Here is a 13173-nt window from a genome sequence, read left to right as displayed (position 1 = left end):
AGGGGAAACGCGCCGTTGATCTGACCAACGGCGGAAAGTGGCGATAAATGCAGCTATGACTCTTCCTGCAGCGTGTCTTCCCGCCTATAGCCCGGCCGTCGCCGCAGACACCACCAGGAATAACCGGCGTTGAACAGCACCACCAGCGCGGTGACCGCGAAGACCGCGCGAAAACCGTAGCCGGCGGAGATTGCGGCGCCGAGCAGCGGGCCGCTGACGTTGCCAACATCGCGGAACGACTGGTTGTAGCTGAAAATACGGCCGGCCACCTGATTGGTGCAGTTGTAAATCAACAACGTCTGTACCGCCGGCAGCAACGCGCCGTCGGCCGCCCCCAGCAGAAAACGCAGTACCCCGAGCTGCCACGGCGTCTGCACGAACGCCATCGGGATCAGTAACAGCACCGAGACGATCAGCATAAAGACCAGAATGCGTTCCGGGCCAATGCGATCGCCCAGCTTGCCCAGCCGCGGGGCGCTCATCAATGCCGCGACGCCGGGCACTGAGGCGATAAGCCCGCTGATAAACGCCAGATTGTGGGTGGCGCCGGCCAGATCGCGCACATACAGCGTCAGGATCGGCGCAATCGAGCCGGTGGCGATCTGGATGATCATGGTGGTGACAAACAGGCTGAGCACCAGTTTCGGGTTCTTCAGCGAGGCGAACACCTGTTTTGCGTGCAACATGTCGCGTTTTTGCACCGGGGTAAATTGTTCTTTGACATACAGCAGCGTCAGTACGAAGCAGACGAATAACACTGCGGCGGTGATATAAAACACCGGGCGCAGGCCGTACAGATCGGCTAACAAACCGCCGATCAATGGGCCTATCAGCGCACCGCCGACGCCGCCGGTAGACAGGATGCCGAGCGCCCAGCCGCTGCGGTTGCGCGGCACCTGGGTGGCGATCAGCGCGTTGGCGTTGGGAATGAACCCGCCGAGCAGCCCCAGCACCGCACGCAGCGCGAGAAACTCCCAGACCGTTTGCGCCATGCCCATCAGCGCCATGACGATCGCCATACCGAGCGCTGAACGCAGCAGCATCAGTTTGCGGCCGCGTCGGTCTGCCAGGGCGCCCCAGAACGGCGCGGCGATAGCGGAAAACAGGAAGGTGATGCTGAACAGCAGACCGGACCACATGTTGAGCGCCTGATGGCCGGTAACGCCCAGCGTCTCTACGTACAGCGGCAGAAACGGCATCACCAGGCTGAAGGCGGCGCCGGTGAGAAAACATCCCAGCCAGGCGACGAAAAGGTTGCGTTTCCAGTTAACGGGTTCTGCTGCCGAAGCCATAAATGTCCACTGCCGAAAGGTGACGCGTTTTGCCAGCGGCAAGATGAAGGGGCAAAACGTGAAAGTTAGCCTGGTAAGTATGCGCCGCAAGCGCGGCGACGGCAAACGAGGGGACAAAGATTGGGCGAAAAATGAAATAAAGTTTTAAAAATGACGTTTAAACCTTATTCCGCGCTTAGCGCGCGGAATTTACAGCGTTTTATAGTCCGGTCAGCGCCTCGAAACCGGCGGCGGTGGTGGTGGCGCTAAAGTCGGTGACCTCGTAGTGGGCTACGGCGTTGAAGGGATCTTCGGCCAGGATGGCGTCTAACTGCGCACGGTCAATGCCCTTGGCCAGGATCACGCCGCCGGTGCGGGGATTCTTGCGGCCGGAGGCGACGAAGGTGCCATCCTGAAAATATTTCTTAAGCCAGGCGATGTGCCCGTCAAGGTGGCTGTCGACGTCGGCGATCGGGCGATGGTAGGTCAGGCTGACAATGTACATAACGGCTCCAGGGTGGGCGGCAAAGGCTTTACCATCCCACCCTCGCCGTCGATTCTCAAGAGGCGCGCAATAAAAAACCCGCCGGTGGCGGGTTGGCTTGATCAGTAAAGAGAAGGCTCGCCTTCCGGGCGGGTCTTGAAGCGGCGATGCAGCCACATATATTGGTCCGGCGCCATCAGGATCTCTTTTTCCACCACCTTATTCATGAAGGCGGCGGCCTCGAGTTCGTTATCCAGCGGGAAGTTTTCCACCGCCGGTTGCATGATCAGCTCATACCCTTTGCCGTCCGGCAGGCGGCGCGGGGTGAACGGAACGATCGCCGGTTTACCCATCCGCACCAGCACGTAGCTGCCGGTGGTGGTGGCAGCCTTGTCCACCGCGAACAGCGGCACGAAAACGCTGCTGCGCGGGCCGTAGTCGTGATCCGGCGCATACCAGATGATATCACCCTGTTTCAGGGCGCGGATCATGCCTTTGATGTCTTTGCGGTCCAGCATCGATTTGTTGGAACGCATGCGGCCCCAGGTTTGCAGCCAGTCCATCAGCTTGTTGTCGTGCGGGCGGTAAACGCCGATGCCCGGGTTGTGAATGCCGAAGATGCGCGCGCCCAGCTCCAGCGTCAAAAAGTGCAGGCCAATCAGCAACACGCCCTGCTGGTTGTCGCGCGCTTGTTGGATGTGCTCCAGGCCACTGACCTTGAACCAGCGCTCGATGCGCCAGTTGGGCCAGAACCACGCCATGCCGGTTTCAAACAGCCCCATGCCGACCGATTCGAAATTCTTTACCACCAGCGCATCGCGTTCGGCCTGCGGCATGTCGGGAAAACAGAGCTCGAGGTTGCGTTGGGCGATAGCGACGCGTCGCTTGAGAAAGCGCATGGAAAATCGCCCAATCGAGGTGCCGAGCCAGTAGATGACGGGGTAAGGCAGCAACACCAGCAGGTACAGCAAGCCGATGCCGACCCAGGTCAGCCAATAGCGCGGATGCAATAAGGAACGATTGAAAGTAGGAACTTGAGTCATGGGTTCTCTGTTTGAATACGGTTGTTTAAGTGTAATGACAGAGTCATCGCATGGTCTGGCAGCCGGGTGAGCTCGGCGGCAAGGTTCGTTTCTGCCGTTTGTTTGCGACTATTGTGGCATTTTTCTGGCGATCCGGGAAAACACAACGCATTAAAATCCCTCTTTGGGCGTTAAATATGCATCGAATGCCGAATTTTTCCACAATCTTTCCTGCCAAAGATAATGGCGATATTATTACTGGTAATTATTCAGAGGGTAAATATTTTGGCACCATGGATCAGTGCGGGGCTGCTGGTTTTGGGCGCGACGGTCGGCAGCGTTGGCGCGCATCTGCAGGTGAACGCGATATTGGCGCTCGCCGGCGTGATGATGGCGCTCGGCATAGTGGCTTCTGCGTTTACCGAAGGCGACGGACACTGAACGGGGCGCTGGCGCCAGGGCTGCGCGGCGGCGGTTTTTCGGGTATGATATGCGCCGCGCGCGGGCCGGCAGGCGGCGCGCGATAATCAGTCACCTCCCGAAAGACAGGAAAGTACACCATGCCAGTGTTACATAACCGAATTTCTAATGAGGAACTGAAGGCGCGCATGCTGGCGGAAACCGAGCCGCGCACCACAGTTTCTTTTTACAAATACTTCTCCATCGACGATCCCAAAGCGTTTCGCGACAGCCTGTACGTTCAGTTCGAAAAACTGAAGGTGTTCGGCCGCATCTACGTGGCGAAAGAGGGCATCAACGCGCAGATCAGCGTGCCGCAGCACCACTTCGACGCGTTCAAAGCCGCGCTGTTCGCCTCGCACCCGGCGCTGGATCAGGTACGCCTGAATATTGCGCTCGAAGACGATGGCAAATCCTTCTGGGTACTACGCCTCAAGGTGCGTGAGCGCATCGTGGCCGACGGCATCGATGACGAGAGCTTCGACCCAAGCAACGTCGGCGAGTATCTGCAGGCCGATCGCGTCAATCAGATGATAGACGATCCGAATACGGTATTCGTCGATATGCGCAACCACTATGAGTACGAAGTCGGCCATTTCGAAAACGCCATTGAGGTGCCGTCGGATACCTTCCGCGATCAGCTGCCGATGGCGGTGGAGATGCTGCAGGACAGTAAAGACAAGAATATTGTCATGTATTGCACCGGCGGCATTCGCTGTGAAAAAGCCAGCGCCTATATGCTGCACAAAGGCTTTAAAAACATCTACCACGTGGAAGGCGGGATTATCGAGTACACCCGCAAAGCGAAAGAACAGGGGTTGCCGCTGAAGTTTATCGGCAAAAACTTCGTGTTCGATGAGCGTATGGGTGAGCGCATCTCCGACGATGTGATCGCCAACTGCCACCAGTGTGGAGCGCCGTGCGACACCCATACCAACTGCAAGAACGACGGTTGCCATCTGCTGTTCATTCAGTGCCCGAGCTGCGCCGCCAAATTTGAAGGGTGCTGTAGCGAGATTTGCCGCGAAGAGCTGAAGCTGCCGCGCGAAGAGCAACGCGCGCGCCGTGCCGGCCGTGAAAACGGCGTCAAGATCTTCAATAAGTCAAAAGGCTTGTTGCAGACTACGATGCACATTCCGGCACCGGAAGAAGAAGGCCCAGCCCGCTGAGCCTGAGGAAATGAGAAGCCCGGCCGCCAAACCGGGCTTTTTTTTATTTATTTCTCGCGTACGCCTTCTACGGAGATGATCAGCTCAACGTCTTGCGACGCCGGGCCCAGATCGGTGGTGATGCCGAAATCTTTCAGCTTGATCTTACCGTTGGCCTCAAAGCCGGCGCGGTAGCCGCCCCACGGATCGTTGCCCTGGCCAATCAGTTTGGCGTCCAGCGTAACGGGCTTGGTGACGCCGTTCAGCGTCAGGTTGCCGACCACCGCATAACCGTCGCCGCTTTTCTTCACTTCGGTGGATTCAAACTTGGCTTGCTTGTTCTTCTCCACGTTGAGGAACTCGGCGCTGCGCAGGTGCTTGTCGCGCTCGGCGTGGTTGGTGTCGACGCTGGCGGTATTGATGGTCACGTTGACCTTGTCCTTGGACGGATCTTTTTCGTCGAAGGTGAAGCCGCCGTCGAAGTCTTTAAAGCTGCCATACAGCCAGCTGTAGCCCAGGTGCTGGATGCGGAACTCGATAAAGGCGTGCTGGCCCTGTTTGTCGATCTTGTAGTCCGCCGCCAGTGCGGAACCGGCGCTCAGCAGCAGGGCGCCTGCGGTCAGGCCCAATACGGTCTTTTTCAACATAGCAATCTCCATAAATCCAAAGGTTAATCGGCGCTGCTACCCAGCATCCGTTTCAAAGTGACATCACGATCGATAAAGTGATGTTTAAGCGCGGCCAGACCGTGCAGTACCGAAAGCACTACCACGGCCCAGGCCAGGTAAAGGTGTATGGCGCCGGCGGTGTCGGCCTGTTCCGCCATGCCGGTGACGGTGGCGGGCACGTCGAACCAGCCGAATACGCTGATCGGTTGGCCGTCGGCGGTTGAGATCAGATAGCCGCTGATCAGAATGCCGAACAGCACGGCATACAGCGCCAGATGCGCGAGAATAGCGCTGACGCGAGTGAGGCGACCATAGCTGGCCAGCGGCTTGGGTGGCGGCGAGACAAAGCGCCAGATCACGCGGATCACCATCACGATGAACAGCAGCGTGCCGATGCTTTTGTGGATCTCCGGCGCCTGATGGTACCAGACGTCGTAATAGCCCAGCGTAACCATCCACAGACCGAGTGCGAACATGCCGTACACCGTCAGCGCCACCAGCCAGTGGATTAACACTGACACATGGCCGAAACGATCGGCGGTATTTTTCCAGAGCATCCTGTTTCCTTCGATTACCGATTGGCTGGCTGCAATAATTAAACTTTAGGAAACATAAAATCAATAATAAATTTAACTATGTTACTTCTTAGAAATATTAGTCAGTGAATTTGTTTGAGATGTTCGGGCTTCATCAGATAAATCGTTGAAGATGATATTATTTCCCTCATGGGGCGGTCGTGCTAGTTGTTGAAAATTAGGCTTATTATCTATTAATGTCAGCTTTTGTCATTTTACGTAAATCGTCCATGAGTTGCTCGGTGGAATTATTTGTTGGCAAACGTTATGCCTATTTCTTGCGGCAAAGAGCAGGGCGGAAAGATTAATTTTTTCGAACGGTTAGGCGAAATCCTCTGCGGCGTGACGGTGGACTTTGCTACCATTAGCGCCAAGAGTCGGCTCTTGGTGGCCGGTTAACCCAGTGAAATAACAAGGAAACGTCATGGGCCGAACCCGTGTGACCGACAGTAGCCTGCGTCTGGCCGTCCTGCTGGCGATGTTGGTGATCATTTTGGCCGGGGTGAAAGCCGCCGCCGACATCGTGGTGCCGTTTTTGCTGGCGGTGTTCCTCGCCATGGTGCTGAACCCGCTGGTGGCGATGCTGGAACGCCGACGAGTGCCGCGTATCGTCGGGGTGACGCTGCTGGTGACGGCGGTGATCGTGGTCGTGATGCTGTTTATCGGCATGCTGGGTGCTTCGCTGAACGAGTTCGCCCGCTCGCTGCCCCAGTACCGCGGCATGATGATCGAGAAGCTGCGCGAGCTGCAGCATTACGCCGATCGCTTCAATATCAGTCTCTCCAGCGAAGCGATGCTGCAGTATGTCGATCCCAGCGCGGCGATGAATCTGGTCACCCGCATGCTGGGGCACCTGTCTGGCGCCATGACCAACGTCTTCCTGCTGCTGATGACCGTGGTGTTTATGCTGTTCGAAGTGCAGCTGCTGCCGTATAAGCTGCAGCAGGCGCTGGATAAGCCGAACGAGGGGCTCGCCGCGGTGCGGCGGGCGCTGGACGGCGTGACACGTTATCTGGTGATTAAAACCATCATCAGCCTGGCCACTGGGGTGATCGTCTGGATCTTCCTGGCGGCGGTCGGCGTGCGTTTTGCCTTTATCTGGGGGCTGCTGGCGTTTCTGCTTAACTACATTCCCAACATTGGCTCGGTATTGGCCGCCATTCCGCCGCTGATTCAGGCGCTGTTGTTCAACGGATTGGGTGATGCGCTGGTGGTGGCGGGGGGCTTTATCGCTGTCAACATGGTGATCGGCAATATCCTCGAGCCGCGCGTGATGGGGCGCGGGCTGGGGCTGTCGACGCTGGTGGTGTTCCTGTCGCTGATCTTCTGGGGCTGGCTGCTCGGCCCGGTGGGCATGCTGCTGTCGGTGCCGCTGACGATCGTGGCGCGCATCGCGCTGGAGACCACCGAAGACGGCTATCGGCTGGCGGTTATCCTGGGGGACGGTCGCCCGCCGCGCCAGCCTCCAGCGGCGCCGGAGTGAGGAATATTTTGCCATTCACGCCGGGCTGGGCGGCGTGGTGCAGCGCCGCTGCGTAGTGAGGCAAAGGATAAATCGCGGCGGGTGGGCGCAGCGCCAGCTGGCCGCGTCGCAACAGCTGGAATAACTGATAAAACGCCGTCTGCCATTGCGCCGGTGCCGCCTGTGCGTTCCATTTGCGCAAGTGGAACAGCGAAGCCCGCAGCTTTAACTCGTCCACCACGCGCCGCCAGTCTACCTGGCGGCCGCTAAGCAGGCCCAGCGCCACAAAATCGCCGCCGGTGCGGACCGCCCGCGCCAACTGCAATCCGTCTTCGCCGCCGATGCAGTCGATGGCCGCACGGGCGCCAAAATTCGTCATTTCCACCAGCTGCGACGCTTCGATAACGCGCCAGGCGCCGGCGGCCAGTAACGCCTGGCGATGAGCGGTGTTGCGCACCACGACCGCCAGACGAATGCCGCGCAGCGCCGTCATCTGCGCCAACAGCAGGCTAACGGCGGAACCGCCGCCGTTGAGCAGCAGTAAGTCGCCGGCGTTGAGCGGCAGCCATTGCGTCAACAGCACCCAGCAGGTGAGCGGGTTGATATAGATTTGCGCTGCGCAGGCGTCGTCGATGTCGTCCGGCACCCAGATCACCCGATCTTCAGGCAGCGTGACGAACGTTTGCCAACTGCCGGTACCCGCTACCGCCAGCGCGCGGCGGCCCGTTGAATGCCCATTCTGCGGGTTGACGACGACGCCCACGCCTTCATATCCCGGCACCTGAGGAAGGGCGATGCGGTGCGCGTATTGGCCGTGGATCGGGATCAGATCGGAAGGGTTGATCGGGGCATAGCGCATCTGCAATAACCGCTGTCCGGGGCGCAGCAGCGGTCTGCTCATCTGCTGCAATTCCAGCACCTGGGCAGGATCACCGAAGCGGTTGAAGCTCAATCGGGGAAATAACGGCGGCATGGATTACATGACGAAGAAGAAATAGACATCCAACGCCAGCAGCACTAGCCACAGACACAGGTACAGCACCAGGTGCTCACGCACGTTGTTGACGATAGCCGCCAGTATTCGGTTTAACATTTCAGCTGCCTGAAGAAAGGGACCTTTGATTATAGTCCTTTTCTCGGCGTCTTTTACAGCGCGCCGCGCGTGAGTGCGGGAAGAGAGGCGATAAAAAAGCCTGCGTTATCGCAGGCTTGAGGTTACACGGCCAGCAGCGCCAGCGGCGTCGAATTTGTTGGCGTGCTCGGCGGGTAGAAATAGCGCAGCACGTTATACAGCGAGTAGAACTCCAGCCGGTTGCGCGCGTTGATCTTCTCCGTGATGTGACGCTTGTGCACGTACACCGTATGCGAGCTGATTTGCAGCTTTTTCGCGATGCGGTAGTTGGGCATCTCCGCCATCCAATATTTCATCACCGTCAGTTCCTGCGGACTGAACAAGGAACGCTCTTCGCCGTCATCGGCCAGCGCCAGCGGATTTTCGCGCAGCGTGCGTAAAGTGAGTGGCAGAATGCTTTTATTGAACAGAAAGGCGTTATCGGCGATGCGCATTGGCGTTTCGCTGTAAGGGTAAGGCGTATCGAGATAGATAAACAGCAAGGCAGACTGGCTGGCTTCCATAAACGCCAGCAGCTGCGCGTCTGCTTCGTTATAACGGCACTGGTTGCTGAGGTTCACCAGAATGTGGCTCGGCTGAAAGCTGGCCAACAGCGGCGTAGCGTATTCAATGCTGTGGCAGCACTTGATCGTCGTAATCCCACTATCAGCAAAGTAGCTGGCTATACCGACCCGGGTGAAGCAGCATTCGTCCACGACAAGTAGTTTCATGGTGACGTCCTTGTTGAAAGCCGATGGAGCATATCTTCTGTAAAATAGGACTTACACTGCAAGTGTTCAATTCGGAAATTCAAATGCTGAATATAAGAAATTTCCGTTATCAGGATTTTTACTTGGTATTTAAAAGAGTTAGCAGGTTAATAAATTGTAACCGCTAAATTTTGCTGTCCAGGGCACGACGGCAACCTGGACAGAGAAATCCTTCGCTTAGCTAAATCGTTTCAGACCAAAGCTGGAGACGTCGACCGGCGGCGCTTTGTCCTGCGCGAACAGCGCGGCAATCTCACCCAACGCGCTGGCGAACTTGAAGCCGTGGCCGCTCAATCCGCTGATGACCATCAGGCGATCGCAATCCGGCAGCGTATCGATAATAAAGTCTTCGTCGGGGCTCATATCATAACTGCAGGCTTCGCCGTGTAAACATACGCCTACACCCGGTAAAAATTGCCGCAGGAAGGAGAAAACTTCCGTGCCGTCGCTGGCGTAGCTGCCGAAGGGTTTGCGCTGCTCGGGGGCATCCATCGGCTGGCCGCCGTCGTGCTTGCCTACTTTCAGGCCGTCGTTATCCGCCGGGAAACCGTAATAGTGCGTGCCGTCTTGCGCTTCGACGGTAAAGGCCGGGAAACGATTGTTCACGCTGTAGCGGCCATCTGCCTGATGCCAGGAGAAGACTTTGCGCAGTGGCGCGACGGGTAACTGCGGCAACAGCGCGTTGACCCAGGTACCGGCGGTGATCACCGCTTTTCGCGCCGTGAAACGCCCTTCGCCGGTGATGACCTCAACGCCGCCCTCGATAGGCTCCACCGCGCTGACCGGGCAGTTGAACAACTGGCTGCAGCCGGCTTCTTTTGCCAGCTTGATCAGAGTGGCTATCGCCAGTTCGGCACGCAGGAAGCCGGCGTCGGGCTCGAACACGCCGACATAACCTTGCGGGGCCCGGAATTCCGGCCAGCGTTGAGCGATCTGTTCGGCGCTGAGGGTTTGCGCGTTCAGGCGGAATGTTTGCGCGCTCTGCTGCGCATTGCGAATGAAGTCGGAGTGCTGTGGCCCCAGGTTGAGCACGCCGCACGACTGGAACAGTTCCTCGCCGGATTGTTGAATCAGCGCATTCCACAGCGCCTGGGCACGTAGCACCAGCGGCACGTACTTTTCGCCTTCGCCGTAAGCGTGACGGATAATGCGGGTATCGCCGTGATGGCTGCCGTTGCGGTGCGGGGGAATGGCGCTGTCGATCATCAGCACTTTCAAGCCGGCCCGCGTGGCGTAATAGCCTGCCGCTGCGCCGACGGAACCGCTGCCCACCACAATCAAATCATATTCCACGTACCCACCCTCTCTGATAGCGATTTCTTATCGCCCCATGATAAAAGGTTGGCGGGCGCAATGCACTGATTGAACGATGAAAGGCAAAGAAAAAGGCGCCGGGAATGGTCACGGCGCCTTAGAGGTTAGGAGACGATAAATCAATGTTTTCTGCGATCAAGATCCTGGTAATCCGTAGCTTCAATCTTGGCGATGCCGGCTTCTAAGATATTGATTAATTGACGGGCGACATCTGTAGTCAGCCAAAGCGTTCGGTCTACTTGGGCTTCTTCGGGCGTTTGGTCTAGTGAAGACAGGTAATGAAGGCGTATCATCATGGCGTCGTAAACGTCGACAGTACTGATATCCCAACCGACAAGCGGGTGCGTCTGAATTACTTCATCATTTCTGTCCATAAAGACCCCTTATTGAGTAGTAACTACCGTGAGTGACTAACGAGGATCAATGAGGCTCATCATCATGAGAGCAATTACAGTATACGCATCCGCTTTCATCGGTGGAGGGGGTTGTCACCGAAATTTGCAAAATAAATATTTATTTGAACAATTATTCTACAAATTTGTAGGTGCAGCAGTGGACGAGTCAAGCGCAGCGCGTTATTCCGCGTCGGCAGGTGGCGATGCACCATGCAGACATTTTTCCAGCTCTTCGGCCAAATGGGCGAAATGCTTTTGCGTTTCGGCATCACGATTCTGGCTGTGCGATTCCAGCTTCAGGCTGTGGATCAGCCGTTGGTTGGCTTTGTCATCCAGGCTGAAGGCCAGATAAGAGAAAGCTACTTCCAGTACGTTCAAGCGCCTTTTCTGATCGGCAATCAGCGCCAGCAGTTCGCCAAACGTCATTGCGTCTTCGGATTTCACCTTGTCCGGGGCCATGCTTACTCCTTTGCGTTAAATACAGCGCTGAGGCAGATTTTGTTTCAGAGTAAGGGTAAGCGATGAATGGGCAGGGCGCCAGAAACAAAAAAGCCGGAGAGCGACCCCCGGCAAAAACAGCATTGCAGTGTTATTCTGCGCTAAACCATTCGTCCGCGCTTTCCCAGGTTTCCTGAAGGATTTCCTCGATCAGATCCCGGTCGGTTTTGGCGCCTCCCAGCACGGAGAGCCCGTTGGCGCCGGCATAACGTACGTGAACGACGGCGTCTGGAAACTGGCGATTGACCCGTTTGCCCAGTTCACCGGTCAGCGCCTCAATGGCGCCCGACGGCAGCGGCCGGGTTTTATCTAGAGTGACTTCAACACGCATAATTGCCCCCGAAGCGATTTACTGTTTATTTATACAGTTAACCATAGGCGAGGGCAAGAGGGCGAAGCAAAAATATCAGCCTTTCAGCGACCAGTTCAGGGTTTCGCCGGCCAGGAATGGGATCACGGATTCATTGCCCAGGGCGATCTCTTCCGGCTGGGTGGTCGGCACGCGCTGCAGTTCGATGAAATCTTCGTTGATCGGCAGGCCATAGAAACGTGGGCCGTTGAGCGAGCAGAAGGCCTCGAAGTGCTCCAGCGCGCCGAGCTGTTCGAAGACGGCAGCGTAAGCCGGGATCGCATTCGGCGCATTGAAGCAGCCGGCGCAGCCGCAGCTGGACTCTTTGCGATGCTTGAGGTGCGGCGCGGAGTCGGTGCCGAGGAAGAAACGGTCCGAGCCGCTGGCAACCGCCTGACGCAGCGCCTCCTGATGGACGTTGCGCTTGAGGATCGGTAGGCAGAACAGGTGTGGGCGAATGCCGCCGACCAGCATGTGGTTGCGGTTGAACATCAGGTGTTGCGGCGTGATGGTGGCGCCGAGGAAACGGTTGCCTGCCTGCACGTACTGTGCCGCTTCTTTGGTGGTGATGTGCTCGAAGACGATTTTCAGTTCCGGGAAGTGACGGCGGATAGGCTCCATCACCTGTTCGATAAAGCGCGCCTCGCGGTCGAAGATATCCACGGCAGGATCGGTCACTTCGCCGTGGATAAGCAAAGGCATGCCGATTTTTTGCATTTGCTCGAACAGTGGGTAAATGCCGGTCACGTCGCTGACGCCGTGGCTGGAGTTGGTGGTGGCGTTGGCCGGATACAGCTTGGCGGCGGTAAACACCCCTTGCTCGAAACCGCTGACCAGTTCACTGGCCGCCAGAGAGTTGGTCAGGTAACAGGTCATCAGCGGAGTGAAGTTGTGACCCTGCGGCACCGCCGCCAGAATGCGATCGCGGTAGGCGCGTGCGGCGGCCACGGTCGTCACGGGCGGAACCAGGTTCGGCATCACGATCGCCCGGCCAAATACCTGGCTGGTATAGGGCACCACCGTTTTCAGCATCTCATCGTCACGCAGGTGGATATGCCAGTCGTCTGGGCGGCGGATTTTCAGAACTTGAGGTTGTGCGGTCATCTAGCTAGGCTCCGGCGGTCAAATACGTCTAATGAAAAGCGAATAATGGGTTTATTCACGCCGGGGTGTAAGGATAAGCGGAAAGTGCCGCAGATGCATCTGTTTGTTGGCGACAAGTTGAAATCAACGGCGCAGCAGGCGCATAGTGACAAGGATTTCAACGATGCCGACGCCAATACCGTCGACTTTCATCAAGTGGAAAGGGAGAAAACAATGGAAGTACGCGTTATCGCCACCCTGCAAGCGAAAGCGGGATTTGAGGCCGCAGTCAGTGAAGCGGTGCACGACATTCTCGAGCCGAGCCGCCAGGAGCTGGGCAACCTGCAATATGATTTGCATCGCGATCTGGAAAAGCCGGGCACCTTCGTGTTCTTTGAGCGTTGGGCCAGCAGCGAAGCGCTGGATAAGCATAATGAGACGGCGCATTTTCAGCAGTTCGTCAGTCGACTTGACGGCAAGTTGGATGTTCTGGACATCAAGAAACTGAAAAAGATCGCCTGAGCTTTTTACAGGCAAGAAAAAACCCGCCGATGGCGGGTTTTT

17 protein-coding genes are annotated in these 13173 nt (G+C 57.2%); 4 read left to right on the top strand and 13 right to left on the bottom strand.

The genetic code is table 11. From position 1 onward, the window contains the following. Positions 1 to 53 precede the first annotated feature (53 nt). The 3 genes from mdtG to BVU99_RS18890 all read right to left on the bottom strand — a co-directional run bounded on the left by mdtG (position 54) and on the right by BVU99_RS18890 (position 2798). Complete coding sequence (mdtG, locus tag BVU99_RS18900; protein ID WP_099817328.1) at positions 54 to 1292, bottom strand: multidrug efflux MFS transporter MdtG; 1239 nt, start codon at positions 1290 to 1292, stop codon at positions 54 to 56. Positions 1293 to 1491: 199 nt separating this feature from the next. After that, on the bottom strand, positions 1492 to 1776 hold the full coding sequence (locus BVU99_RS18895) for a YciI family protein (protein ID WP_089180764.1): 285 nt from the start codon (positions 1774 to 1776) through the stop codon (positions 1492 to 1494). A gap of 101 nt (positions 1777 to 1877) precedes the next feature. Beyond that, the gene (locus BVU99_RS18890) at positions 1878 to 2798 is read right to left on the bottom strand and encodes a Kdo(2)-lipid IV(A) acyltransferase (protein ID WP_025302397.1); all 921 of its coding nucleotides are present in this window, start codon (positions 2796 to 2798) and stop codon (positions 1878 to 1880) included. A gap of 264 nt (positions 2799 to 3062) precedes the next feature. Between BVU99_RS18890 and BVU99_RS18885 the strand changes: the two genes are divergently transcribed. Further along, positions 3063 to 3218 (top strand): histidine kinase, encoded by a 156-nt coding sequence (locus tag BVU99_RS18885; RefSeq protein ID WP_225735595.1) that lies wholly within the window; start codon positions 3063 to 3065, stop codon positions 3216 to 3218. A gap of 119 nt (positions 3219 to 3337) precedes the next feature. Next, a complete protein-coding gene (locus BVU99_RS18880) occupies positions 3338 to 4405 on the top strand; it encodes a rhodanese-related sulfurtransferase (protein ID WP_025302399.1) in 1068 nt (355 codons plus the stop codon). A 47-nt stretch (positions 4406 to 4452) separates the two neighbouring features. Here BVU99_RS18880 and BVU99_RS18875 read toward each other — a convergent pair whose 3' ends face one another. Further along, complete coding sequence (locus BVU99_RS18875) at positions 4453 to 5031, bottom strand: YceI family protein (protein WP_016928208.1); 579 nt, start codon at positions 5029 to 5031, stop codon at positions 4453 to 4455. Positions 5032 to 5054: 23 nt separating this feature from the next. After that, positions 5055 to 5609 carry a cytochrome b gene (locus tag BVU99_RS18870; protein ID WP_004927830.1) on the bottom strand — a complete coding sequence of 185 codons (555 nt, stop codon included), beginning with the start codon at positions 5607 to 5609 and terminating at the stop codon, positions 5055 to 5057. 442 nt (positions 5610 to 6051) lie between these two features. On the opposite strand from BVU99_RS18870, the gene BVU99_RS18865 reads away from it, so the two are divergent. After that, on the top strand, positions 6052 to 7110 hold the full coding sequence (locus BVU99_RS18865; protein ID WP_049205122.1) for an AI-2E family transporter: 1059 nt from the start codon (positions 6052 to 6054) through the stop codon (positions 7108 to 7110). Here BVU99_RS18865 and BVU99_RS18860 read toward each other — a convergent pair. The 8 genes from BVU99_RS18860 to pyrC form a co-directional block, all read right to left on the bottom strand. Further along, the gene (locus BVU99_RS18860) at positions 7058 to 7990 is read right to left on the bottom strand and encodes a zinc-dependent alcohol dehydrogenase family protein (RefSeq protein WP_239534417.1); all 933 of its coding nucleotides are present in this window, start codon (positions 7988 to 7990) and stop codon (positions 7058 to 7060) included. The two genes, BVU99_RS18865 and BVU99_RS18860, sit on opposite strands and share 53 nt — an antisense overlap. 75 nt (positions 7991 to 8065) lie before the next feature. Continuing rightward, complete coding sequence (locus BVU99_RS18855) at positions 8066 to 8182, bottom strand: DUF2770 family protein (RefSeq protein WP_004927822.1); 117 nt, start codon at positions 8180 to 8182, stop codon at positions 8066 to 8068. Positions 8183 to 8304: 122 nt separating this feature from the next. After that, positions 8305 to 8931 carry a LuxR C-terminal-related transcriptional regulator gene (locus BVU99_RS18850; RefSeq protein WP_025302402.1) on the bottom strand — a complete coding sequence of 209 codons (627 nt, stop codon included), beginning with the start codon at positions 8929 to 8931 and terminating at the stop codon, positions 8305 to 8307. A 216-nt stretch (positions 8932 to 9147) separates the two neighbouring features. Next, positions 9148 to 10263 (bottom strand): N-methyl-L-tryptophan oxidase, encoded by a 1116-nt coding sequence (gene solA / locus BVU99_RS18845; protein WP_099817326.1) that lies wholly within the window; start codon positions 10261 to 10263, stop codon positions 9148 to 9150. A 140-nt stretch (positions 10264 to 10403) separates the two neighbouring features. Next, positions 10404 to 10658 carry a biofilm formation regulator BssS gene (gene bssS / locus BVU99_RS18840; RefSeq protein WP_004927812.1) on the bottom strand — a complete coding sequence of 85 codons (255 nt, stop codon included), beginning with the start codon at positions 10656 to 10658 and terminating at the stop codon, positions 10404 to 10406. A 201-nt stretch (positions 10659 to 10859) separates the two neighbouring features. Further along, entirely contained in the window at positions 10860 to 11138 is a 279-nt protein-coding gene (locus tag BVU99_RS18835) for a hypothetical protein (RefSeq protein WP_004927809.1), read from the bottom strand. Between the two features lie 130 nt (positions 11139 to 11268). Further along, positions 11269 to 11508 (bottom strand): DNA damage-inducible protein I, encoded by a 240-nt coding sequence (gene dinI, locus BVU99_RS18830; RefSeq protein ID WP_043141722.1) that lies wholly within the window; start codon positions 11506 to 11508, stop codon positions 11269 to 11271. Positions 11509 to 11583: 75 nt separating this feature from the next. Continuing rightward, complete coding sequence (pyrC, locus tag BVU99_RS18825; RefSeq protein WP_033642678.1) at positions 11584 to 12630, bottom strand: dihydroorotase; 1047 nt, start codon at positions 12628 to 12630, stop codon at positions 11584 to 11586. A gap of 213 nt (positions 12631 to 12843) precedes the next feature. On the opposite strand from pyrC, the gene BVU99_RS18820 reads away from it, so the two are divergent. Then, positions 12844 to 13131: a putative quinol monooxygenase gene (locus BVU99_RS18820; RefSeq protein WP_025302406.1), complete on the top strand. Its 288-nt coding sequence runs from the start codon at positions 12844 to 12846 to the stop codon at positions 13129 to 13131. Positions 13132 to 13173 lie beyond the last annotated feature (42 nt).

Source organism: Serratia sp. OLAL2 (genome assembly GCF_002752475.1).
Classification (GTDB): Bacteria; Pseudomonadota; Gammaproteobacteria; order Enterobacterales; family Enterobacteriaceae; genus Serratia; species Serratia bockelmannii.
The sequence above is the reverse complement of the archived record's forward strand: the minus strand, read 5'-3'. Positions and strand labels throughout refer to the sequence as shown.

Excerpts from the sequence above, each read along its gene's own strand:
- mdtG (WP_099817328.1), bottom strand. The coding sequence starts at position 1,292 with ATGGCTTCGGCAGCAGAACCCGTTAACTGGAAACGCAACCTTTTCGTC.
- BVU99_RS18895 (WP_089180764.1), bottom strand. The coding sequence starts at position 1,776 with ATGTACATTGTCAGCCTGACCTACCATCGCCCGATCGCCGACGTCGAC.
- BVU99_RS18890 (WP_025302397.1), bottom strand. The coding sequence starts at position 2,798 with ATGACTCAAGTTCCTACTTTCAATCGTTCCTTATTGCATCCGCGCTAT.
- BVU99_RS18880 (WP_025302399.1), top strand. The coding sequence starts at position 3,338 with ATGCCAGTGTTACATAACCGAATTTCTAATGAGGAACTGAAGGCGCGC.
- BVU99_RS18875 (WP_016928208.1), bottom strand. The coding sequence starts at position 5,031 with ATGTTGAAAAAGACCGTATTGGGCCTGACCGCAGGCGCCCTGCTGCTG.
- BVU99_RS18870 (WP_004927830.1), bottom strand. The coding sequence starts at position 5,609 with ATGCTCTGGAAAAATACCGCCGATCGTTTCGGCCATGTGTCAGTGTTA.
- BVU99_RS18865 (WP_049205122.1), top strand. The coding sequence starts at position 6,052 with ATGGGCCGAACCCGTGTGACCGACAGTAGCCTGCGTCTGGCCGTCCTG.
- BVU99_RS18860 (WP_239534417.1), bottom strand. The coding sequence starts at position 7,990 with ATGAGCAGACCGCTGCTGCGCCCCGGACAGCGGTTATTGCAGATGCGC.
- BVU99_RS18855 (WP_004927822.1), bottom strand. The coding sequence starts at position 8,182 with ATGTTAAACCGAATACTGGCGGCTATCGTCAACAACGTGCGTGAGCAC.
- BVU99_RS18850 (WP_025302402.1), bottom strand. The coding sequence starts at position 8,931 with ATGAAACTACTTGTCGTGGACGAATGCTGCTTCACCCGGGTCGGTATA.
- bssS (WP_004927812.1), bottom strand. The coding sequence starts at position 10,658 with ATGGACAGAAATGATGAAGTAATTCAGACGCACCCGCTTGTCGGTTGG.
- BVU99_RS18835 (WP_004927809.1), bottom strand. The coding sequence starts at position 11,138 with ATGGCCCCGGACAAGGTGAAATCCGAAGACGCAATGACGTTTGGCGAA.
- dinI (WP_043141722.1), bottom strand. The coding sequence starts at position 11,508 with ATGCGTGTTGAAGTCACTCTAGATAAAACCCGGCCGCTGCCGTCGGGC.
- pyrC (WP_033642678.1), bottom strand. The coding sequence starts at position 12,630 with ATGACCGCACAACCTCAAGTTCTGAAAATCCGCCGCCCAGACGACTGG.
- BVU99_RS18820 (WP_025302406.1), top strand. The coding sequence starts at position 12,844 with ATGGAAGTACGCGTTATCGCCACCCTGCAAGCGAAAGCGGGATTTGAG.